Raw genomic sequence first — 22,749 nt, 5'->3', positions numbered from 1 at the left:
TATCCTCACCGTCTCTATTTTTTTGCCTTTTTATCGTTCGGGAATAAAATGCGCCCGCCCACTTCAGTTTTGCTATTCACTTATCTTCGAATAAACGCATGTATCCCGCACTTTATTGTCCACACGTGAAATCGTTTCATTGCGCAGGATGCCTTCGAGCTTAAAGTCCAGCCGTTCAGCAACGGCACGGCTTCTGACGTTGTCCGGATCACATTTGATCTCCACCCGGTTGGCCCCGAGTTCCTCAAACGCGAAACGCGTGATGCGCTCCACTGCCTCCGTCACATAGCCTTTGCCCTCAAAACGGTTGTCGACCCAATAACCGATTTCAAACTTCCGCACTTCCCAGTCGATGCGATGGAGTCCGCTTGACCCGATGAACTCCCCGGTTTCTTTCAGGAAGAAATGAAGACGCAGATCTTTGCGGAGCTGGAAATCAGCTGCCGCTTCGATCAGGTTCGCTTCAATCTGTTTCAGGTCCGGCTTTTTCTGGGCAAACGGCATCCAGGGCCGCAGCGAGTCGATTGAATGCTTAATGGCTTCATAACTATGAGCCGCATCTTCGCGGCGCGGTGCCCGTATTAACAGCCGGGCCGATTCGAATTGGTCCGAAAAATCGAGCAGCACCGGATTGAACGGCGGCATTGTCGGCTCCGCTATGGTGTCTTCCCATAGCACCGGTGTCGTTATTCCCTGCTGCCAGTCTTCACGGGTCATGCCGTAAGTAACCGCATCGAAATAGCGATTTTCTTTTGTTGAAAACCAGGCTTGGCGAATATGCCCTTCCTTAACAAAACCGGTACGTTCGAAAGCTTTGCGCATTGCAAAATTATCGTGGCGCGTATGGCCTTCCAGCCGAATTTTCTTTTCCGCAAGCAAAAATACGAAATCGGCAGTCATCTTCAATGCCTTTGGTCCGTAACCTTTGCCGCGGTAGGGATCGGCAATCCGCAAATCAAATAGAGGAATGTCGTCCTGCAGATCAAAGATTTTCACAAGCCCGACCTGTTCGCCTTCATCATTTTCCACCCAAAATGTTGTCACCTGATCAGACTGGTAGCCGCCTTCTTCAATCGTTTTTTGTATCAACGCACGGACAGGATGCTCCTGCCCGTGATATGGCCAGGAGTTCGTCGTCATAAAATGAATCAGCTGTTCCTGCTCTTCCATTGTCCACTCAGTTAATTTCACTGCAAATCCTCCAAGCATATATAGCTTACTTTTGAACCCTCACCAGCCGCAAAGCATTCAGAATTACGAGCAGGGTCGCTCCCATGTCTGCGAAAATTGCAATCCACAAGGTGAGCCAGCCCGGAATGATCAATAGCAAAGCAATAACTTTCAGTCCCAAAGCAAACATGATATTTTCCTTTATTATACGCAATGTCTTGCGACTTAGTCGAATGGTATAAGGAAGTTTTTCAAGATCGTCGGCCATCAATGCGATGTCCGCCGTTTCAAGCGCTGCATCCGTACCGGCACCGCCCATTGCGATGCCGACTGATGAAGCTGCAAGAGCAGGCGCATCATTGATGCCATCGCCGACCATTGCGACGCGGCCAAATTGCTGCTGGAGTTCACGCACTGCAGACAGCTTGTCCTGCGGCATCAACCCTGCCCGCACATCGGTAACCCCGATTTCTGCTGCAATGGCGTTGGCCGTTGCCGGGTGGTCACCTGTCAGCATAATCGTGCTGTCGATGCCCATCTCTTTCAGTTGCCGGATGATGCCCGGGCTTTCCGTGCGAATGGCATCTGCGACGGCAAGAACACCGATCAATGAGTCTTTTGTAAATACCGCCATGACCGATTTCCCGCTTTGCTGCAATACGCGGCTGTGCGCAGGCGGCTGCAGTCCGAATTCTTCCGCCCACAGCAGGCTGCCGATATGAATTCTCTGTCCTTCTACTTCCGCATAAGCGCCTTTTCCGGTAATCGACTGGAAGCCTTCGGAAGGAAGAATGTGCGCAGCTTCTTTAGCGATGGCGCGTGCCAATGGATGCTGCGACATCGCTTCGGCTGAGGCCGCCAGCTGCACGAGACGTTCTTTCGTATAGCCGTTTGCTGGCACCGCATCGGTCACTTCAGGATAGCCTTTTGTCAGCGTGCCCGTTTTGTCAAAAGCGACGGCATTGATGCGTCCCGTTTCTTCCAAATGGATGCCGCCTTTGATGAGGACACCTTGTCTCGCCGCATTGCCGATGGCCGTAACGATGGCCACCGGCGTCGAGACGACAAGCGCACACGGACAGCCGACGACAAGCACTGCTAATCCCTGGTAAACCCACAGCTGCCAGTCACCCGTCAGATAACCCGGAACCAGCGCCACTAAAAATGCGATGATGATGATGGCCGGTGTATAATATTTCGCGAATTGGTCGACAAATTTCTGTGACGGCGCTTTTTCCGCCTGCGCTTCTTCGACGAGATGGATGATTTTCGCAATTGTCGTATCTTCCACCCGTTTGGTGACAGTCACTTCAAGCGCACCTTCTTCGTTCATCGTCCCCGCAAATACATCGGCTCCCGGCGTTTTAACTTCCGGAATCGATTCGCCGGTGATGGCCGCCTGATTGACCGCAGATTCCCCGCGCAAAACGACACCGTCCATGGCGATTTTCTGCCCCGGTTTGACGATCAGCACGTCGCCGATCCGGACTTCTTCCGTATCCATCTCGAGCAGCTCACCGCCCCGTTGGATCAATGCACGCGCCGGCGCCAGATCCATCAGTCCGCGGATCGATTGGCGTGCTTTGTTCATCGAGAAAGACTCGAGGGCTTCACTGATCGCAAATAAAAATACGACCACTGCGCCTTCGCGCCATTCACCGATAATCGCTGCACCAATGACCGCAATTGTCATCAATGTCTTCATATCGAATTCAAAGCGGCTGAGATTCACCAGCCCGGTCTGGAACATATGATAGCCACCGACCAGCATCGAACCCCCGAACAGAGCGATTGCCCACGGATTGCCTTCGCTTGTCTGGAAAGACAGAATGACTCCGGCAATCAGCAACAGGAACGAAATGGCGGTTTCGAATGTCTGGCGGCGTTTATAAAAAGGGGTATGCACCACTTTTGCTTTTTCCGGATAAACCCGGATATGGTCGAACGCACCGGCTTTTTCCAGTGCTTCGATGGAAACATTGCCGTCCACCGTCAGCTTGGAAGCGCCGAAATTCAAATCGACCCCTTTGATATCCGGAAGGTTGAGGATGTTCTTTTCGAATTTCGCGGCACAGCTGGTACAGGACAAATTTTCAAGACGATATGTTTTAACCAATTTCCTCACCTTCTTTCGCATGTTCATGCGCAATCGTCACCAATTGGTGAACGTGCTTGTCTGACAGCGAATAAAAAATCTGTTTGCCTTTGCGTTCAGACTTTGCCAGTTTCCGGTCCCGGAGATAGCGCAAATGGTGGGAAGCTGTAGCTGTGGAGCCATCGATGACTGCCGCAATATCGCAAACACACATTTCTTCTTCTATTGTTAAGGCATAAGCAATTTTCAAACGTGTCTCATCCGCCAATGCCTTGAAAAGTGTTACGACATCCGAGAGCTCCGTCATCTGCCTTTGAACATTTTTCACTTTTTCGGGATGATCTTTTGACACTTCACAAATTTCTTTCATATTGGCACTCCCCCGCATCAATCAAACGGTTGTTTGATTGTTTTCTTCAGTCTATGCTTTCTTCCCACGATAGTCAAACCCTCGTTTGATTGTTTGGGATTCAATCGAAAAAAGGACATTTCCGTTCTATTGTCGAATAACCTTTCTAAGGTTTTCCAGACGAAGGGGGAATGGGGATGTACCAAAAGATACTATTGGCGGCCGATGGTTCGGAACATTCGAAACGCGCTGCAGCTGAAGCGTTGAAAATGGCCAAAATGTTTCAAGATGCGGCGGTCACTTTGCTTTATGTCGTGGATTATGAGAAAGCGCGGGCAGAAGTGATGCATGACAAGCAAGTCGATGAAATGCATTACCACCGGCGTCAGCTGCTGCTGCCGCTTGAAGAAATTTTCAGCGCTGCAGGCATCCCTTTTGAAACTAAAACGCTGCACGGCACTCCAGGACCGACAATCATCCGGCACGCCAATGAAAACAGCTACGACATCGTTTTCATCGGCAGCCGGGGACTCAATGGTTTTCAGGAAATGGTGCTCGGCAGCGTCAGCCATAAAGTGGCCAAGCGCGTACATGCACCGGTCTTAATCGTGAAATAAATAAAAGAGGCTGGAACACGGATCTTCCTCCGGTTCCAGCCTCTTTTCATTTAAAATATTGTATACGCCAAGACAAATAATCCCAAACCGCCAACCAGATTCGCTGCCAGATAAGAAATGCCCGCCAGCCAGTTGCCGTCTTCAAAATCCTTCACCGCATCCAAGGCCATCGTCGAGAACGTCGTAAAGGCACCGAGAAATCCGGTCAACCAGAATACCGACAGATTGCCAGTGGCCACAAAAGCGCCGATGACGAACGAACCCAGAACATTGACCAGCAGCGTGGCGATTTTCGGCTGCCGCCAGCGGTTCTCCACACTCAGATAAAACAAATAGCGTGCCATGGCGCCAAGGAATCCACCAAGCGCGATTTCAATCAGGCTCATTCCTTCACCCCTTTCCGGCCAAGCCATAATCCGGCTGCTGCAGCGGCCACTGCCGCCGCTGTCATTGCCAACCCGTAAACGGCACCGGCAACGACCGAAGACTCAAGTTCCCGAAACCAATCGTTCGAGAACGCCGAAAAGGTGGTAAATGAACCCAGCAAACCCGTCGAGATGAACAACCGCAGTTCCGCTGATTTTCCACTGAGTTTCATCACCGCAAAGCCGATCAGGAAACTGCCGATAATATTGACGGCCCACAGGCTCACCGCCCCCGGAACCGCTGCGTATATCCAGACACGAAGCAGCGTGCCGGCCATTCCGCCGGCACCTACCGCTAACATCCTTTTCACATCAAAAACCCCATATCTTTTTTAGCCATTATAACTTACTCAGCTATCAGTGTTAAGGTCGAGCCTTCTGCCGAACCGTCAATCGGAGTTTCGTGATAATTGCCCTCGGCCCATTTATCGACTTGATTATGGAAGAAATCCGATTTCATATGGCCGCTGAGTCCCGGTCCGACGATATGGTGCGCACTCGACAAATCGGACAGATCGGCGACAAAACGCCAGGCAGCTCCGTGGTCGACATTGCCGTCTTCATCGAACGCGGCTGCCTGCACCGTGATATTCGAACCGCCAAGCGGCAGAGGATCCGGGTTCAGGAAGCCTTCGAATATCGCCGAAGCCCCGGCAAGCGGATGCGGGAATGTCAGTTGATGGTAATCGCCCCATTGCCAATCTGCCGGATCACCGCCAAAGTCGTCTTCAACTTCAGCCAAACTTGTTTCCAGCGCATCGGTCAGCCATTTCCCAACACCGCCATACTCACTGACCCAGACGCCATCTTTGCCGGCAAACGAGTCACGCATCATCGCATCTGTGATGTGATTTTTCCCTGGCATCAGGTCATAGACATCTTCCGGAAAACTGTCTGCGAGCATAGTGTGCGGCAGCTGCTTGATCCATTTATGGAATATGAGCGGCGCCGGCTGATCGGCTTGATCCATTCCATCCCAATCGGCCAGCAGCGCGAGAACTTCTTCGTAGTCATCCGTTTCGCCTCTGACTGCCTCCGTCATTTCTACCAGAAATTCCTCAGCATACAGATTCTTCTTATCCATCTGCAGCTCCATCATATCTTCCGGCGTCAGCCCATCCGACGCTTCCAGCACTTCTGCAATCCGCTCATAGCGGTAGGGCTGGGCCCAGAAATCCGTAATGTGGTAGTCATAGGAATCGTCCACAATTTCATTATTCGCTGTCGCAATAAAACCACTGGCCGGATTTACGACTGTCGGCAATTCATCAAACGGCACATAGCCTTCCCAGCCGTAATCGGCAGAATCCCCTGGCACCGGCAATTGGCCATCTCCTGATTTACGAATTGGTATACGGCCATTCGCTTTATAAGCGATTGTGCCATCTGTTGCAGCAAAGACGAAGTTTTGTGCGGGAGCCTGAAAATCTTCCAATGCTGTTTCAAACTCTTCCCAATTCGACGCTTTATTGAATGCCAGCACTGCCTGCAGTTCGAGTGTCGGTTCGAGCGCCGTCCATTGCATCGAGAACAGCGCCCCCGGTTGTTCATCGTCATACATGACATCCGAAATAATCGGGCCGTGGCGCGTCACGACGACTTCAAAGTCCACGGTTTCGCCGTCCTTCACGCCGATCGGCTCATCCCTTACTTCCGCCTGCTCCCATGCCCCGTCGTAGCGGAATTGCGTCGGATCTTCCGGATTCGGCGTTTCAATGTAGAGATCCTGGACATCCGGGCCGACATTGGTCACGCCCCAGGCCACCTCTTCATTGTGCCCGAGAATGATGCCCGGCACGCCGGCGAAAATGACACCGCTGACGTTCTGTTCCGGAGATTTCAGATGCATTTGGTACCAGATTGAAGGCGTGCTCAATCCGAGATGCGGATCATCCGCCAGAATCGGCATGCCGCTTTCCGTTTTGTCACCCGACACCACCCAGTTATTGCTGCCATTGAATTCATTTGGCACCAGCGACGCGTCGAACTCACCGGCCACTTGCACCTGCTGGTCAATATTGGCTTCAATGACCGACCGTGCATCTTCCGGATATTCGATGAACAATTCTTTCGCTTTGTCTTCCGGAAACTCACCAAGTGCCCAGTGCCGGACCGCAAGCGATGACCAGTTGCCGCCCAGGTCATAAGCCATGAATTTTCCGATGGCGAGTGAATCGACGGGCGTCCATTCCTCCGGCTCGTAGCCGAGCAGACTGAACTCGTAGCTCAACGTGTCATTTTCCTTCGCTTCGTCAATAAATGCGTTCACCCCTTCTGCAAACCATGCGAGCACCTGCTTGGAATCTTCATCATATATTTCCAAAGATTTTTCGGCAGCATCCCGCAGGCTGAATGTACGGAAAAATTTATCCGTATCCACAGCGGCGGCTCCGACTGCCTCCGCAAGCCGACCGCTTGCCTGGCGGCGTGACAGGTCCATCTGGAACAGCCGATCCTGCGCGACGACATAGCCTTGCGCGCGGTAAAGATCGGCGTCCGACTGCGCTTCAATATGCGGTACGCCGATATCATCGCGTACAACCGTCACGTCCGCATCGAGTATCGATACTTCCATTTCTCCGCTGATGACCGGTTTTGATTTACCTATGTAAGCGTTAACATAAATGAGTCCGATGATGGCGATTGCCAGCAAAACCCCAAACGTCCCCAATAGCCATTTGAGCCATTTTCTTCCCTTCGGCTTTTTCTCCATTCTATTTTCTCCCCCTTTTCAACATCTTACATTTATTCGACCTGAATCCGGGAAATTCCTTCTATATAAAAAAGCCCGCAAATTTGCGGGCTAGTTTACGATGTCCTCTTCGCCGAGAACCATCTTCACTTTTGAAACTTGTTTTTTCTCTGTCAAAACGTACAGCACGTCTCCAACTTTGAGTTTTGTCGTGCCGGTCGGCATGACGAGCCGGCCGGAGCGGATAATTGCGCTGATCAGCGTCTGTTTCGGCAAGCCGATCGTCTGTACTAGCTGGCCGGCGAACGGCGACTTGCTCGTCAATTCTACTTCCAGCATTTCGGCATTCGCTTTATCCATCGACACCAATTCCAGTGAATGGATCCGCTTCGGCGATGGTTTGCCGTTGAGCTTCAGCTTGTTGGCAACGTAAGGAATTGTGGATCCCTGCAGCAACGCCGAAGTCAAAACGATAAAGAATACGACATGAAAGAACAGGAAACTATTGTCCAGACCAGCTAGCATCGGGAACGTCGCGAGTACGATCGGAACCGCACCACGGAGCCCTGCCCAGGACATGAACAGTTTTTCATTCAGTGAATAATCGAAGAAGATTGTCGAGACGAAAACGGCAATCGGACGGGCGATAAAGATTAATACAAGCGATAGGATCAATCCTCTCCAGATCAAGTCCCAGTCAGCCAATTGGCTCGGGAACACAAGGAGTCCAAGAAGGACAAACATCATGATTTGACTAAGCCAGGCAAGGCCTTCATTGAAACTGATGATCGAATAACTATGCGTCAAGTCCCGTGTTCCGATGACAAGTGCCGCAAGGTATACTGCCAGCAGGCCGCTGCCTCCAAGAATCGCTGTGAAGCTGTAGATGAAAACAGCAAATCCGACAGACAGCACCGCATATAAGCCGGAGGCATTCAGTTTAATCCGGTTGATGGTCCATGAAGCAAACAGGCCGAGGGCAATCCCGAGAACCGCTCCGACACCCATCTGCAGCAGGAAACTGCCCAGCATTGTGAAAACGGAAGTTTCCGGTGTCATGATCAGCTGGATAAAGGCGATTGTCAGGAACATCGCCATCGGATCGTTGGTGCCGGATTCCGCTTCTAGCGTCGAAGAAATTCTTCCTTTTATATTTTGGCCAGCGAGCACTGAGAATACAGCGGCCGCGTCGGTGGAACCAACAATCGAACCGAGCAGCAGCGCTTCAAGGACTGTAATGTCCAAAACATAATAGGCAGCAACTGCCACTACGGCGGTTGTTATTAATACACCGATTGTCGCAAGAACCAGAGAACCGCCAAGAACGGGCCGTATATTTTTCCATTGAGTTTGAAGTCCACCTTCAAACAAAATGATGATTAAAGCGAAGACACCGACCAATTGAGCGATTTCTGCGCTGGAGAAATAAATAAGTCCGGAAATGTCACTACCGAGGATCATTCCGATGATCATGAAGAGAACGAGGGAAGGAACTCCCGCGCGCGCTGAAACTTTTGTCATCAGCACACCCATCAGGAGGAAAACGCCACATATAAGGATCATTCCGTTAATTGTATAGTCTATGACCATCAGCTCCCAGGGTTTTTTACTATTCAATTATAGCATAATTTCAGTCCATAAAAAAAAACGGGAGCTCCTCTTTCAAGGATTCCCGTCGATTGCTCACACTGTGTCGTCGCCGACAATTTTCACTTCAAGTTCCAAATCGATGCCAAATCTCTCAAATACTGTTGATTTCACCATTTCAATTGTCTGGATATAATCATTGGCAGTCGCGTTGTTTTTATTGACGATAAACCCTGCATGTTTCGTCGAAACTTCCGCTCCGCCAAAACCTTTCCCCTGCAATCCGCTTTCCTGTATCAGCTTGCCGGCAAAATTGCCCGGCGGACGTTTGAATACACTGCCCGCTGATGGAAATTCAAGCGGCTGCTTGGATTCTCGCTGATGGGTAAGATCAGCCATTTTCGCGTCGATGACAAGCTGATCTCCTGTTTCAAGACCAAACTCCGCAGAAAGGACATAGAATCCTTCTTTCGTAATGACACTTTTGCGGTAATCCATTTCCAGCTCTTCTTTTGATAACACGAGCTTTTCACCTTCACGTGTCAAAACCGTCGCCTGGAGAATAATGTCCTTGATCTCGCCGCCATACGCCCCGGCGTTCATCGCCATTGCACCGCCGACAGAACCCGGAATGCCACAGGCAAACTCGAAGCCCGTCAACGTATTAATGGCTGCAATCTTGGACACTTCCTTAATGTTTGCGCCACCTTGCGCGTAAACCTGGTGACCGTCGATGCGGATTTCATTGAGGCTTTTCAAGTTCAAGACAATGCCGCGTACGCCGCCGTCACGCACGACCATATTGGAGCCGTTTCCGAGCAGCAATAAAGGAATGTTATTTTCAAAAGCATATTTCACTGTATAAGCAGTTTCATCTTCATTTGTAGGTGATACAAAAATATCAGCCGGTCCGCCCATTTTCGTCAAGGTATGGAGATGGAGCGGTTCGTCGTTTTTCACGTGGCTGTCCGCCACAAAACGGCGAAGGTCTGATAACCATCTTTCTTTCGTCATCCCAAGCAAATCCCTTCTAAACGTTTAACTTCTAATAGTATCTTTGTTTTTCAGGCATTTGACAAGCATTTATGGCTACTTACGTCCAAAAGTCCAATGAAATATTTATCTCGAATTCGAGAATAATTAATTAAAGTATATTGACATCAAACCTTTTGTGTTTTATAGTGGGGTTAGACATAAAAATATTGGAGGAAATTACACATGAAAAAATGGACAGTAGACGCAGCGCATTCAGAAATCGGTTTCTCAGTAAAGCATATGATGATTTCAAAAGTAAAAGGCTCTTTCGCCTCGTATGATGCAACAGTGGAAGCGAACGAAGCGAATCTTCAAGGCGCATTGATCGATTTCAAAATCGACGTGGCAAGCATCAACACAAACAACGAAGACCGCGACAACCACTTGCGTTCGGCAGACTTCTTTGATGCTGAACAGCACCCGCACATCACATTCAAGGCAAACGAAATCGCTAAAAAAAGCGACGACGAATATGAGTTGACTGGCGATTTGACCATGAAAGGCGTAACGCGCCCGGCAACTTTTGAAGTTGAATACGGCGGCAAAGGAACTAACCCATGGGGCGTGGAAGTGGTAGCATTCAGCGGCGAAGGTAAAGTAAACCGCAAAGATTTCGGCCTAACTTGGAACCAGGCGCTTGAAACAGGCGGCGTAATGGTCGGCGAAGACATCAAAATTTCGTTGGCATTGGAAGCTAACCCAGCGTAATTTCATAAATGCACAAAAAAAGGAGCTGCAGAGTTATTTGCAGCTCCTTTTTTCGTTTGCAGAAATAACTCATCCATCAAATCCTTACTCCTCGATTCGCTTGAGCGGTTTGACGGCTGGGCCTTCAAGCACTTCGCCCGTATAGGAGAAACGGGAGCCGTGGCACGGGCAGTCCCAAGAGCGTTCCGCGTTGTTCCATTTTGTTTCGCAGCCGAGATGTGTGCAGGTGGTGTCGACAAGATGCACCTGGCCGTATTGGTCGCGGTAACCGCCCGCTGCACCTTTCGCCGTTTTGACACTTGCCCCTTCGCCTTTTTCCAGGGACTCCGGCGTCTTCATCGGTTTTTTCAATTTGCCTTTGACCAATTCTTTGGCAACGGAAGCATTGTCTTTAACAAAACTCGTCATATCGACCGGTTTCATCTTCGTACGGGTCGGATCGTATATAGAAGCGTAGCGGTTTTCATTGCCCAGAATCTGGTCGCGCAGGAGCATTCCCGCCACGGCGCCATGGGCCATGCCCCATTTATGGAAACCTGTTGCCACCAGAATATTTTCATAACCGATGGTGCTGGTACCGATGTAGGGAATTTTATCGAGTGTTGTCATATCCTGGGCAGACCAGCGGTAAGGAATGCTTTCCACACCAAAATATTCATCTCCCCACTCCGCGAGCTTTTCGTAATTCTCCATCGTATCGCCTTTGTGTTTGCCGGAACCATGATCTTCTCCGCCAATCAGCAGGAGGCGTTCTCCGCTGTCATCTGTCGTATAGCGCAGTGAACGGCTTGGCATATCGGTGCTGATATACATATGCTTCGGGATCTCGCCTTTCACTTTCGCCGCCAGCACATAGGAACGCTCAACCGACAATCTCGCAAAATACATGCCGTCTCCGTCATTGAATGGGTAATGGGTTGCCACAATCACTTTGTCGCACGACAAATGAGACATGTTTTCCGTTTGGATTACCGGATTTTTTTTACTGAGAATTTTCATCGCCCGGGTCTTTTCATAAACGGTACCGCCGAGGCGTTCAAATTCCTTTACAAGCCCGGCCAAGAATTTCACCGGATGGAATTGGGCCTGGTTGCGCATGACAATGGCTTCTTTCACCGCAAACGGCAATTCCACTTCTTTCTTCGCCAAGCCGCCCGCTATGCCCAGCTGCTCGTAGGCTTCCGCTTCTTCCTCGATTTTTTTCGCTCCGGCTTCCGTATTGGCGTACACGAAAGCATCCTTGTGTTCAAAGTCACAATCGATGCCGAGTTCTTTCGCCGTATTTTTTATAAATTCCAGGCCTTCCAAATTGGCTTCATAATATTTCTTCGCTTCGACTTCCCCGGATATTTTGATCAGCGAAGCATAAAGCAGGTCGTGCTGTGCCGAAATTTTTGCAGTCGTGTAGCCCGTTACACCATCCACCAATTTGCCCGCATCGATCAAGGTCACTTTTTTTCCTGCTTTCGCCAGTAAATAAGCACTGATGATGCCGGCAATACCGCCGCCGACCACCGCTATTTCCGTGGCTTCATTCTTTTGGAGCTGCGGGTAATCACCGATGTCGTCAAATTTGCGCCAGTAGGACTCCTTCGATTCCGGAATGTTCATGTTTTCATTCTTCATCGCCGCCTGATACCTCCTAATATTGTCATTTAACTTTTATGTACCCTTCCCTCCGGAAAATAAGCGCATAGAAAAACCCGAAAACGCATCTGCGCTTCCGGGTTTTTTGGAATCAGCTGTTAAACTTTTACTTTTTCAAACGATTGAGCCATCTCTTCGACACGTTTCATGCCGTCTTCGATGATTTCCTGTGCTTTGTCAGGATACATATTGTGGCCTTCGATAATCACTTCTTCAATGTCTTCGATGCCGAAGAAATTCATGATCATGCGGACATAGTTGACGCTCATTTCACTTGGTGCCATTTCCGGAGTCGAATAAATGCCTCCGCGTGCGTTCAAAATGATGACTTTCTTTTCCGGAACAAGACCTTGTGGGCCTTCTTCCGTATATTTGAAAGTTACGCCTGCACGGTAGATATAATCGATGAAAGTCTGAAGCGGCGCAGGAATTGTTTTATTCCATAATGGGAATGCGAATACCACTACATCAGCGTCAAGGAAAGCATCCATCGCTTTGTTGGCGGCAGTCAAAATGCGTTGTTCGATATCGTTCAATTCTTCCGCTTGTGCTGATTTTTGCATAGCGTCGAAGAAATCCTGTCCGAAATAAGGCATATCTTCTTTGAAGACATCAAACGTTTTCACGTTGGCGTCTGTTCCTACATTATCCATAAATACATCGTACATTTTACTTGAAATCCCCTCTGATGCGGGACGGTTATTGGCTTTTACTACTAAAACGTTCATGAAAAACAAAACTCCTTTATTTCCTGTTAATATTTATCTCAAATTAAAGACTTTTTAATTCTAGTTAATTTTTGAATTCCGGTCAATTAAACTGCTTAAGAGCTCAATCCGAGTTGCAGGAATCACCTGTGCAATAGCTCGTTTCCTTGCTGCCAAGCGGTTTTAACGCTGGACGCAAGCCTTCTTCATCAGCGATCTGCTTGAGCGAATCGATGAACGCTTCCAGTGGCTGCGCACCGGAAATGGCATATTTACTGTTGATGACGAAGAATGGAACGCCCTGCACGCCCAATTGGCCCGCTTCTGCAATATCCTGCTCGACGTCCGTGTTGAAGTCGTCAGAATCCAGAACCATTTTTGCTTCGTTGCGCGGCAAACCGACTGCCTCAGCGTTATCCAACAGGACATCCTGCTTGCCGATATGTTCAGCATTGATGAAATAAGATTTCAGCAGCTGCTCAGTCAAGGCCGCTTCCCTACCTTGCGTTTCCGCCCATTTTACGAGGCGATGTGCCGCCAGTGTATTTGCCTGAACCATATTATCAAAGTCGTATTCGAGTCCGACATTTTGTGCGTGTAATGCCACGCCTTTCGTCATTTCCTTTGCCTGCTCGACGGATTGACCGAATTTCGCAGCCAGACTTTCATGAACGGGAATGCTTGAATCTATAGGAGTTGCCGGGTCCAGCTGATAAGCTTTGAATGTAATTTTTGCCTGATTATTAAAACCAGTTTTTATAAGTGCCTGTTCCAATGTGCGTTTCCCTATGTAACAGAATGGGCATACATAATCAGACCAGATTTCAATTTTCAACATCTGTACTCACCTCGCCACTTACTATAGCAAGCAAAAATGCCACGCTCAATCTTTCTGCTTATAGAAATTTATTTCCAGTTCAATTTGCAATTTGCAATTTTCGCAATAAAAAACTGACTCCCCGAAGGAAATCAGCTTAACGCTTCCGTAATGACCGGCACAATCTGCTTTTTGCGGGACACGATGCCCGGCAGCAGGACACGGTTATCCACTACGCTCGATTTGAATGCTTCTTCAATGATGTCGGATCTTCTGCCAAGAATGATCGCTTCGGAATTGTTGTTCAGAATGTCGGTTACAACAAAAACGAATAAATCGAGTTGTTTGTTGGCAATTGACTGAGCCATGAGAATTTCCAGCTCATCCTGTCGCCCGAGCACTTCCGAAACATCGATGGCATTGACCTGCGCCACTTCAAAGCGGTGGCTTCCCGCTTCAAACTCTTTCGAGTCAAGGGAAATCAGGTCTTCCAGTGTTTTATTGCTGAGATCCGCTCCTGCTTTCAGCATTGCCAACCCATAAACGTCCACGGTTACACCGGCAATTTCAGCCAGTTCACGGGCAGCGCGGACATCCTGATCCGTGCACGTTGGCGATTTGAACAATAACGAATCAGAAATGATGGCAGACAGCATCAAGCCGGCAATGTTTGCCGGGATCTCCACATTATTTTCCTTGAACAGCTTCAATAGAATAGTTGTCGTGCAGCCGACGGGTTCAGCGCGAAAAAATAGCGGGTCCGTCGTTTCAAAATTGGCAATCCGGTGATGGTCGATCACTTCGATCACTTGAACTTCATCGATATCTTCCGCACTTTGCTGGCGTTCGTTATGGTCGACGAGAATCACCTGGGAAACTTCCTCGGAAACGCGTTTCACCAAACGCGGAGCTTCGAATCCGAATTCCTTCAAAGCAAATATCGTTTCGTTATTCATTTCGCCCAAGCGAACCGGTTCGGCTTCCATTCCAGTTTCATTTTTAAGGTACGCGTATGAAATAGCTGAACACACCGAATCAGTGTCCGGATTTTTATGGCCTAATACAAAAACTTTTGACATTTTTTATGCCTCCTGATCAAAGTTGGTTTCCGTGTAATTCTACCATAACTGTTCCCACAGCTGAACTTTCCTACTAAGGGAATGTGTTGAAATCCGCAGCTAATGTGCCGGGAATTGCAGCTCATTTCACGCCAAATAAAAATGTGGTATTAAAAACTATTTGGTAGTATTATATGACTATGCCTTTTTAATTACTAAAATAGGTTAAATTGTAAATTTAATAATGTAGATGGAACATTTAAGCATTATAAAGTTTTAATTGAAAATTTTTTATTCAGAATAGAATTTTTTTAACATTAATGAACAAATCAATATACTTTGTAATAGTACTAATGGTATAATTAATACAATTAATCCATAAATTTCTGAAGGGAAGTGAAAATATTGACTATAATTTTGGAAAAGAAATACATTCCGTTAGCGAATTACTTTTCTTCTGCCACTAATGCCAAAATCAAACTCAGCTTCAATGAAATTGAACAGATCATGGGCCAGCAATTGCCCAATGCCGCTTATCTGAACAGGAGCTGGTGGAAAAAAACCAAAGCACCCGCCAAGCATTTCCATGCATGGATGGACGCCGGTTATTTTGTCAGTGAAGTGGAGACGAACCGTCATGTCGTATTTGAAAGAATCGACGCTTCCAAAGGAGCCAATGCAAAAGACGGCAAAGGGGATGAAGATATCCTGCTGATCCGCAACGCCGAGCATGGTGACGCCCGGTCTCTTGCCGCATTGATGAAAACAGTGGAAGCCGAATCCGAGTTTATGCTGTATGGCAAAGATGAACGCACTCAGTCCACACAGAAAGTCCGGAAACAAATAATCGAATGGCGCCAAAGCGGACATTCCACAATCTTTATCGCAATATTGAATGGCGAGCATGTCGGTTTCCTGACCATAGTGGGCAATGCCGCCTTACGGGCAGCTCACCGCGCAGAAATCTGCATTGGCATTCAAGCGAACGCACGCCGCAAAGGAATCGCCACCAAACTTCTGCAAAAAGGCGAAGAATGGGCAGCCTCCAAGAAGATCAGCCGCTTGGAATTGACAGTTGTCGAGAACGACAAGCCGGCCAGAAAATTATTTGAAAAATCCGGCTATGTATCCGAAGGCATTCGCCAGGATTCCATGGTCATCAACGGCAAGTATTATAACGAGATTTACATGGCCAAATTTCTTGATTAAAAAAAATCGTGTCCCTTCCTGATTGGAGAGGCACGATTTTTTATGTCATTTTAATAATGAGCCCAACTTCTCCGCTGAAGACATCCAGCTATTCACAAACCACTTTTTTTCCTTCCGCTACCAAAGATTCCACAGTGACTTCCGGCTCCGGCAATAAACTCAATAGATGAATCAGCATCGGATAAAGCGTGTGCCGCACATCGAGCGACCAGATCGTCCAACGTCCCCGCTTTTCTTCCGTGACCAATCCGGCTGTTTTCAATTTCCGCATATGCTGGCTGACGGCCGGCTGCGTCATATCGAGCAATTCCGTAAATTCACAGATACAAAGCGATTCAGTCGATAAATATTTCAGCATCAGCATTCTATTATGATCGCTGATGGCTTTTAAATAAGATTCCATGGATAGATAATCCATCCCAAACACCTGCTTTCAACAGTATCGTCACTTATTTTATAAGTGTTCGCTTATTTAATCAAGGATCAATCGGGCTGCAGAGCGCTCGCTTGCGCTCCCCCTAATTTCTCCATTAAAAACCCCGGCAGCCACAGCTGCCGGGGTCATTCATTAATTCATTTTATTTTGCCGAATATTCTTCCAGCACACGCAAGGATTCACGGTTGAATGCAGGAATGTCATCCGGTTGGCGGCTTGTCACCAATTGATTTTGACAAACGACCACTTCCTTGTCGACCACTTTCGCGCCAGCGTATTCCATGTCCGTCTGAATCGATTTATAGCCCGTTGCATCACGGCCTTCGAGTGCTTTTGCTGAAATCAGCAATTGCGGCCCGTGGCAGATGGCGAAAACGGGTTTTTTCGCGTCCATAAATGCTTTCGTAAAGTTTACGAAACGGTCATCCGCCCGCAATTGATCAGGTGAGAATCCGCCTGGCAGAAACAGGGCATCGTAATCATTCGGGTTGGCGTCATCAATGCCTTTGTCGATCGACACGACAGCTTCGCCTTTTTTGCCCGTCACTTCTTTGCCGGCTTCTTTTTCAATTGTGAAAACTTCGTGACCCGCATCATTGAATGCTTTCGACGGATCCGTATATTCTACGTCCTCAAACATATTTGTGATAAGCGTTGCGATTTTCGCCACTATCTTTCACTCCTTTGGTTTTGAACTCTCCTTTATTATTCCACGCACAAAAATTACTAAACATGGAGTTTAACGGAATTTCGATACGTAAGGGTTGTCCTGTTCCCAAAAGCGGTACGGATAGTGGACGGCTTCCTGCGAATTGCCGATGCCGACTCTCGGCCCGACTGAAACGGCATGCACCGGATCACCTTGTGCGATATATAACGGCTGCTCCGTAAAATGGTGGCCGTAATAATCCATCGAAATCCCCATCGCTTTCGTCAGTTTGCCCGGGCCGCTCGTCCATTGCCTGATTGGCAAATGGCGGCCGCGAAGTTCCGCCATCAAATCGATGCCTTCGACCGGCTCCACTGCGCGAATCAGAATCGCGCGCGGTGTATCGACCGGTCCGCTGACCACATTGATCAGGGTATGGGTGTGCATTTGATACGTATAAACAAGTCCGGCGTTGCCGAACATAATTTCCGTCCGTTTGGTTCGTCTATTGCCAAAACTGTGCGCCGCCCGGTCTTCCGCGCCCATATAGGCTTCGGTTTCGACAATGCGGCCGGCGACGATACCGTCCGGCAGTTCGTGGACCAGAATCTGCCCGAGCAGATTGCGCGACAATTCCAACGTGGGCAAATCAAAAAAATCAGTTGAGACCGGTTTGAACATCGTACATCCCTCCAGCATCCATTATACCGGGTTGCTGCGGGTCACTGCATCGATCAGGGGTTCGATGTCCTCGATTTTATTGTCATGGAACGCTTTGACAATTGCTGAACCGACGATAAAGCCATCGACGTCATCGCGGAGCATATCGATTTGTTCCTGTTTGGAAATGCCGAATCCCGCATACACCGGCACCGGGCTCTCTGCACGCACATCCTTCATGAACTCTTTCACGTCCTGGGTCAGTTCATCGCGCACACCGGTAATGCCGGTCACGGTGACGGCATAGACAAAACCTTCAGCCGCAGCCAAAATATCACGCAGCCGATTCTCGGTTGTGGTCAGCGTCACCAATTGGATCAATGTGATGTCCGCCGATTTCAGGTAAGGTGCAACGAGCTGCTGATGCTCAAACGGCAGATCCGGAATGATGACTGCCGAAACGCCCGCATCCCGGCAGGCCGCAGCAAAACGTTCTGCCCCGTAACGGATCACCGGATTCAAATACGTCATGACGATCAACGGAATCTTCATCTCCAAATTCCAGCTCTTCATTTCCAATAAAACCCTATCAAGCGTCACGCCTTCGCTCAAAGCGCGGTTACCGGCTTCTTCGATCACCGGGCCGTCTGCCACCGGATCGGAAAACGGGATGCCGATTTCAATCGCCGTTACGCCCGTGCCCTGCAAATATTCTACCTGACCGCGCAGCCGATCCAATCCGCCGTCTCCCGCCATAATGTACGCGACGAACGCCTTGCCGCCCTCGTCCTTCAAAGTCTGTAAACGTTTCATGCCAGCCCCTCCAATTTTTCCGCATAGGTCGCCATGTCTTTATCGCCCCGCCCGGATACACAGATGATCAAGATTTCTTCCGGCCCCATGGTGGCAGCCGTTTTCTCCGCCTCCGCCACGGCATGCGCCGATTCGAGCGCAGGTATTATGCCTTCCAGTCTCGACAAAGTGATGACCGAAGCCAACGCTTCTTCGTCCGTTATCGCTTTGTATTGAACACGCCCGATATCTTCCAGGTGAACATGTTCCGGACCCACGCCCGGATAATCGAGTCCCGCAGAAATCGAATGCGCTTCCTGAACTTGCCCATTATCATCCTGCAACAGTTTCATAAAGGCGCCGTGAAGCACACCTTCCGTTCCTTTGGTCAGTGTTGCCGCGTGCCTGTTTGTGTTAACGCCTTCACCGGCCGCTTCCACGCCAATGAGCCGCACAGTCGAATCTTCCACAAACGGATGGAACATGCCGATTGCGTTGGATCCGCCGCCGACACAAGCCAAGATTACATCCGGCAAGCGCCCTTCCTTGTCGAGGATCTGCTTACGCGTTTCCTTGCCGATGACGCTTTGGAAATCACGAACCATCGTCGGGAACGGGTGAGGCCCGAGCGCCGAACCGATGAGGTAATGGGTATCGCCGACATTTGACACCCAGTAGCGCAAGGCTTCATTGACTGCGTCTTTCAATGTGGCGCTGCCTTTTGTGACACTTTCCACTTTTGCTCCGAGCAATTTCATCCGGAATACGTTCAATTGCTGCCTTCTGATATCTTCTTCGCCCATGAAAATGACACATTCCAAATCCAGCAGCGCACAGATTGTCGCCGTTGCCACACCGTGCTGGCCGGCGCCGGTTTCCGCGACGATTTTCCGTTTGCCCATGCGGATCGCCAATAATGCCTGGCCGATCGCATTGTTAATTTTGTGGGCGCCGGTATGATTCAAATCTTCGCGTTTCAAATAAACTTTCGGCCCGCCCCACGCTTCCGTCAGTCTTGCCGCATAGGTGAGCGGCTGCTCACGGCCAACATAATCCTTTAAATAATGATGATACGTTGCTTGAAATTTCGGATCCACTTTCGCTTCCGCATAAGCCGCTTCCAATTCTTTCACTGCGCGCATTAATGTCTCAGGTACAAATTGGCCGCCGAAGCGCCCGAAAAATCCGGTTTCTTCCTTCGTGCCCGTTGTGTTCTGCATCGAATCACCCTTTACAGTTTTTATGAAATTTTTTATTTTATCAACGTCTTTTTTGCCGTCGGTTTCGACACCGCTCGAAACGTCCACCATATACGGCTTGGTGCGGCTAATTGCCGTGCCGACATTGTCAGCGTCCAATCCCCCGGCTACGATCAGTTTTTCAAATTCAATTGTTGAGCGCTCCAATAAAGTCCAATCGAATGTCCTGCCGCTTCCTCCGCGGTAATGGATTCCCGGCGCGTCGACCAGCACGTAATCTGCAATCGACCGCTCCAGTTTTTCGACATCCCTGTCATCGCGAACCGAAAACGCCTGGATCACTTTCACCGGAATGCTGCGGATCAAATCGTCCGGTTCATCGCCGTGCAATTGCACCATCGTCAAAGGCACAGTTCTGATTGCTTCCAGAATTTCAGTCAAATCCGCATTGACGAAAACACCAATTCTCTCAATGGATGCCGGCAGTTCGGCTGCCAGGCGAGCAGCCTGTTCGACCGAAACTTTGCGACGGCTCGGTGCAAAGACAAACCCCACCGCATCAGCTCCGCGTGCCGCCTGTAGATGTTCCACTTCCTGCAATCCGCAAATTTTCACTTTCGTCATTTCTTCACCCCCGGAACGGTTACGGCCGCAATCCACGCGCCGGCGTCTGCCGAACGCATCAACGCTTCACCGACCAGGATGCCGGAAGCTCCTTTATTGAATGCAAATGAGGCATCGTTTTCAGAAAAGATTCCACTTTCGCTGATCAGCAGCGACTCACCGCCGCGGGGAAAATGTTCGGCAATTTCTGCTGTCCGCTCCAGCGACACTTCAAAGTTTTTCAAATTCCGGTTATTGACCCCGATTAATTCTGCACCCAACTCAAGCGCAGTTTCCAGCTCCCCGCGGTCGTGCACTTCAACCAGCACTTCCAATCCTTCTGCCTGCGCGTATGAATACAGCCCTTCAAGCTCCAGTTGCTCCAGTGCCGCAACAATCAATAATATGATTGTGGCGCCAGCGTTTTTTGCGTGGTCGATCTGGACACTGTCGACGATAAAGTCTTTGCACAGTACCGGCACCGATACCAGTTTCGCCACCTTTTCCAGATCAGCCATCGATCCTTTGAAGTACAATTCATCCGTCAATACGGAAATCGCTGCAGCTCCCGCCTGCTCATAAATTTTAGCCTGCTCAGCGACATCAACGTCCAGTCGGATATCGCCTTTTGAAGGGGACGCCCGTTTGATCTCTGCGATGACTCCGCGGCCCCTTCTCAGCCGATCCGCCAAGCGTGATTTTTCAGGAAAATCGTTTGCCGCAACCGGCTGGATGCCTTTGTATTCTTTTATCTCCTTGCGTTTTGCTGCAATGATTTCATCCAATATCGTCATACCAGCACCCCCATCGCACGGCGATGGGCATTGAATATGCGTGCCGTTTCACCTGAAAGGATGGATTTTCTCGCAATATGGACCCCTTGAGCAATCGTGCCTGCGTTGCCGGCGGCGAAAAGTGCCGCACCCGCGTTCAACGCGACGGTGTCCAGATAAGCACTCTCTTTACCTTCAAGCACTTCCAGAAAAATCGCGGCATTGCGTTTGGCATCTCCGCCTCTGACGGCTTCGATCGGCGCAAGTTTTAAACCGGCTTCTTCCGGATGAAACTGCATCGCCTTCTTGCCGTTTTCATCGAACAGCAATAATTCATTGGTGCCAGCCAGTGAAAGTTCATCCATGCCACCGGCTCCGTGCACCATCACTCCGCGCTTTCTGCCAAGTCGGAGGAGTGCGTCTGCCATCGGCTCCAACATATCCCGGCGGTAGACGCCCGTCATTTGCATTTCAATCGGCAACGGATTGGCAAGCGGTCCGACCAGGTTGAAAATGGTCGGCGTCGCAATGCTCTTGCGCACACTCCGTAATTTTCCGAGTGCCGGATGGATGGCCGGCGCAAATAAAAACGCGATTCCTGTTTTATCGATCAATTCCGGAATGGTTGCCGGATCTGCTGTAGTGCCAATTCCGAGCTCCTCCAACACATCAGCGCTTCCTGTTTTGCTCGAAACGCTGCGATTGCCGTGTTTGGCGACTTTCATGCCGCAACCCGCCAGCACAAATGCCGTCAGCGTACTGATATTAAAGCTGAATGAACGATCGCCGCCCGTGCCGCAGACATCAATCAGCGACCCATTTGTTTCGGGCAGTTTGACCGCTTTCGATCTCATCGCCTTGACCAGACCCACCATCTCATCTGCCGTTTCTCCTCTTTGATGCAATGCTTCAAGAAATCTTTTGATTTCACCATCCGTCATTTGGTCATCCAACATTTCCAGCGATTTATTGTACATTCTGTGTTCACTTAAACTCTCTGCTCGTCTCATTATCATCTCTCCTCAGCTCTTTTGAATACAAAAATCCCCGCAACCGGATTGATATCCGGTTGCGGGGACGGGTTAAAAAAACCGCGGTACCACCACGCATTAATGCATTTCTGCACTCACTTAAACAGGCTTTTCGCCTTTCCCTTTAACGCAGGGCATACGTCTGCCTTACTCATTTCCATTTTCAGGCTAGCTCTCATAAGTCCATTCGCGCAGTTTCTCCAATCAGCTTCCACCAGCCGCTGACTCTCTAAATAGTTCCACTGCCTACTCGTCTCAATCCTCGATTTTGCACTCTGCTATTCTCATCTGTTCTGGGCTCTTCTCTCGAATAGACTTGCCGCTCTTCCAACAAGTTGTATTTTACATTAAATTATTTAGTTTATTCTGTCAAGCAAAGAAGTGCTGATTTCGAATTTTTCTACTATATAAGTTGAACTATTATTTTATAGTAGTCGATATTCCGCAAAACAGCTTCGCTTGCCTGGGGGCTCGCGCTGAGCTAACTCGG

Annotated in this window: 22 protein-coding genes and 1 other annotated feature; of the genes, 3 read left to right on the top strand and 19 right to left on the bottom strand. The window is 49.3% G+C overall.

The annotated features are described in order from the left end of the window. Positions 1–72: 72 nt before the first annotated feature. The 3 genes from DHX103_RS10150 to DHX103_RS10140 are packed head-to-tail and all read right to left on the bottom strand — an operon-like array spanning position 73 to position 3,635. Complete coding sequence (locus DHX103_RS10150) at positions 73–1,191, bottom strand: GNAT family N-acetyltransferase (protein ID WP_422122179.1); 1,119 nt, start codon at positions 1,189–1,191, stop codon at positions 73–75. Positions 1,192–1,216: 25 nt separating this feature from the next. Then, positions 1,217–3,307 (bottom strand): heavy metal translocating P-type ATPase, encoded by a 2,091-nt coding sequence (locus DHX103_RS10145; RefSeq protein WP_422124752.1) that lies wholly within the window; start codon positions 3,305–3,307, stop codon positions 1,217–1,219. Then, positions 3,279–3,635 carry an ArsR/SmtB family transcription factor gene (locus DHX103_RS10140; RefSeq protein ID WP_422122178.1) on the bottom strand — a complete coding sequence of 119 codons (357 nt, stop codon included), beginning with the start codon at positions 3,633–3,635 and terminating at the stop codon, positions 3,279–3,281. The genes DHX103_RS10145 and DHX103_RS10140 overlap by 29 nt, the downstream gene beginning before the upstream one ends. 176 nt (positions 3,636–3,811) lie before the next feature. Here DHX103_RS10140 and DHX103_RS10135 point away from each other — a divergent pair, with 176 nt between their 5' ends. Then, a complete protein-coding gene (locus DHX103_RS10135; protein WP_422122177.1) occupies positions 3,812–4,231 on the top strand; it encodes a universal stress protein in 420 nt (139 codons plus the stop codon). 50 nt (positions 4,232–4,281) lie between these two features. On the opposite strand, the gene DHX103_RS10130 is transcribed toward DHX103_RS10135, so the two are convergent. The 5 genes from DHX103_RS10130 to murB form a co-directional block, all read right to left on the bottom strand. Next, complete coding sequence (locus tag DHX103_RS10130) at positions 4,282–4,617, bottom strand: fluoride efflux transporter FluC (protein ID WP_422122176.1); 336 nt, start codon at positions 4,615–4,617, stop codon at positions 4,282–4,284. Continuing rightward, positions 4,614–4,958: a fluoride efflux transporter FluC gene (locus DHX103_RS10125; protein ID WP_422124751.1), complete on the bottom strand. Its 345-nt coding sequence runs from the start codon at positions 4,956–4,958 to the stop codon at positions 4,614–4,616. Before DHX103_RS10125 ends, DHX103_RS10130 begins: the two co-directional genes overlap by 4 nt. Before the next feature lie 44 nt (positions 4,959–5,002). Further along, entirely contained in the window at positions 5,003–7,369 is a 2,367-nt protein-coding gene (locus DHX103_RS10120; RefSeq protein ID WP_422122175.1) for a penicillin acylase family protein, read from the bottom strand. A 90-nt stretch (positions 7,370–7,459) separates the two neighbouring features. After that, positions 7,460–8,938, bottom strand: coding sequence for a potassium/proton antiporter (locus tag DHX103_RS10115; protein WP_422122174.1), 1,479 nt, complete (start codon positions 8,936–8,938; stop codon positions 7,460–7,462). A gap of 93 nt (positions 8,939–9,031) precedes the next feature. Further along, positions 9,032–9,949 carry a UDP-N-acetylmuramate dehydrogenase gene (gene murB, locus DHX103_RS10110; RefSeq protein WP_422122173.1) on the bottom strand — a complete coding sequence of 306 codons (918 nt, stop codon included), beginning with the start codon at positions 9,947–9,949 and terminating at the stop codon, positions 9,032–9,034. Positions 9,950–10,153: 204 nt separating this feature from the next. Here murB and DHX103_RS10105 point away from each other — a divergent pair, with 204 nt between their 5' ends. Next, positions 10,154–10,678 (top strand): YceI family protein, encoded by a 525-nt coding sequence (locus DHX103_RS10105; RefSeq protein ID WP_422122172.1) that lies wholly within the window; start codon positions 10,154–10,156, stop codon positions 10,676–10,678. Positions 10,679–10,762: 84 nt separating this feature from the next. Here the strand turns inward: DHX103_RS10105 and DHX103_RS10100 are convergent, their stop codons facing one another. From DHX103_RS10100 to DHX103_RS10085, 4 genes are all read right to left on the bottom strand, one after another. Continuing rightward, positions 10,763–12,304 carry an FAD-dependent oxidoreductase gene (locus DHX103_RS10100; RefSeq protein ID WP_422122171.1) on the bottom strand — a complete coding sequence of 514 codons (1,542 nt, stop codon included), beginning with the start codon at positions 12,302–12,304 and terminating at the stop codon, positions 10,763–10,765. A 119-nt stretch (positions 12,305–12,423) separates the two neighbouring features. After that, positions 12,424–13,053, bottom strand: coding sequence for an FMN-dependent NADH-azoreductase (locus DHX103_RS10095; RefSeq protein WP_422122170.1), 630 nt, complete (start codon positions 13,051–13,053; stop codon positions 12,424–12,426). A gap of 103 nt (positions 13,054–13,156) precedes the next feature. Further along, positions 13,157–13,867, bottom strand: coding sequence for a DsbA family oxidoreductase (locus DHX103_RS10090; protein ID WP_422124750.1), 711 nt, complete (start codon positions 13,865–13,867; stop codon positions 13,157–13,159). Between the two features lie 134 nt (positions 13,868–14,001). Then, a complete protein-coding gene (locus DHX103_RS10085; RefSeq protein ID WP_422122169.1) occupies positions 14,002–14,928 on the bottom strand; it encodes a manganese-dependent inorganic pyrophosphatase in 927 nt (308 codons plus the stop codon). 375 nt (positions 14,929–15,303) lie between these two features. Here DHX103_RS10085 and DHX103_RS10080 point away from each other — a divergent pair, with 375 nt between their 5' ends. After that, positions 15,304–16,116 (top strand): GNAT family N-acetyltransferase, encoded by an 813-nt coding sequence (locus DHX103_RS10080; protein WP_422122168.1) that lies wholly within the window; start codon positions 15,304–15,306, stop codon positions 16,114–16,116. An 88-nt stretch (positions 16,117–16,204) separates the two neighbouring features. On the opposite strand, the gene DHX103_RS10075 is transcribed toward DHX103_RS10080, so the two are convergent. From DHX103_RS10075 to trpD, 7 genes are all read right to left on the bottom strand, one after another. Further along, positions 16,205–16,534 carry an ArsR/SmtB family transcription factor gene (locus tag DHX103_RS10075; protein ID WP_422122167.1) on the bottom strand — a complete coding sequence of 110 codons (330 nt, stop codon included), beginning with the start codon at positions 16,532–16,534 and terminating at the stop codon, positions 16,205–16,207. A gap of 160 nt (positions 16,535–16,694) precedes the next feature. Next, positions 16,695–17,222 carry a type 1 glutamine amidotransferase domain-containing protein gene (locus DHX103_RS10070; protein WP_422122166.1) on the bottom strand — a complete coding sequence of 176 codons (528 nt, stop codon included), beginning with the start codon at positions 17,220–17,222 and terminating at the stop codon, positions 16,695–16,697. Positions 17,223–17,291: 69 nt separating this feature from the next. Beyond that, a complete protein-coding gene (locus tag DHX103_RS10065; RefSeq protein ID WP_422122165.1) occupies positions 17,292–17,882 on the bottom strand; it encodes a DNA-3-methyladenine glycosylase in 591 nt (196 codons plus the stop codon). Positions 17,883–17,903: 21 nt separating this feature from the next. Continuing rightward, positions 17,904–18,674 (bottom strand): tryptophan synthase subunit alpha, encoded by a 771-nt coding sequence (gene trpA / locus DHX103_RS10060; protein WP_422122164.1) that lies wholly within the window; start codon positions 18,672–18,674, stop codon positions 17,904–17,906. Continuing rightward, positions 18,671–20,476, bottom strand: coding sequence for a tryptophan synthase subunit beta (trpB, locus tag DHX103_RS10055; protein ID WP_422122163.1), 1,806 nt, complete (start codon positions 20,474–20,476; stop codon positions 18,671–18,673). Before trpB ends, trpA begins: the two co-directional genes overlap by 4 nt. Continuing rightward, positions 20,473–21,249, bottom strand: coding sequence for an indole-3-glycerol phosphate synthase TrpC (gene trpC / locus DHX103_RS10050; protein ID WP_422122162.1), 777 nt, complete (start codon positions 21,247–21,249; stop codon positions 20,473–20,475). Before trpC ends, trpB begins: the two co-directional genes overlap by 4 nt. Next, positions 21,246–22,238 carry an anthranilate phosphoribosyltransferase gene (gene trpD / locus DHX103_RS10045; RefSeq protein ID WP_422122161.1) on the bottom strand — a complete coding sequence of 331 codons (993 nt, stop codon included), beginning with the start codon at positions 22,236–22,238 and terminating at the stop codon, positions 21,246–21,248. Before trpD ends, trpC begins: the two co-directional genes overlap by 4 nt. Before the next feature lie 60 nt (positions 22,239–22,298). Next, positions 22,299–22,531 (bottom strand) — a binding site (T-box leader). Between the last annotated feature and the right edge of the window lie 218 nt (positions 22,532–22,749).

Source organism: Planococcus daihaiensis (genome assembly GCF_049262615.1).
Lineage (GTDB): Bacteria > Bacillota > Bacilli > Bacillales_A > Planococcaceae > Planococcus.
This window is presented reverse-complemented; position numbering and strand designations above follow the sequence as displayed.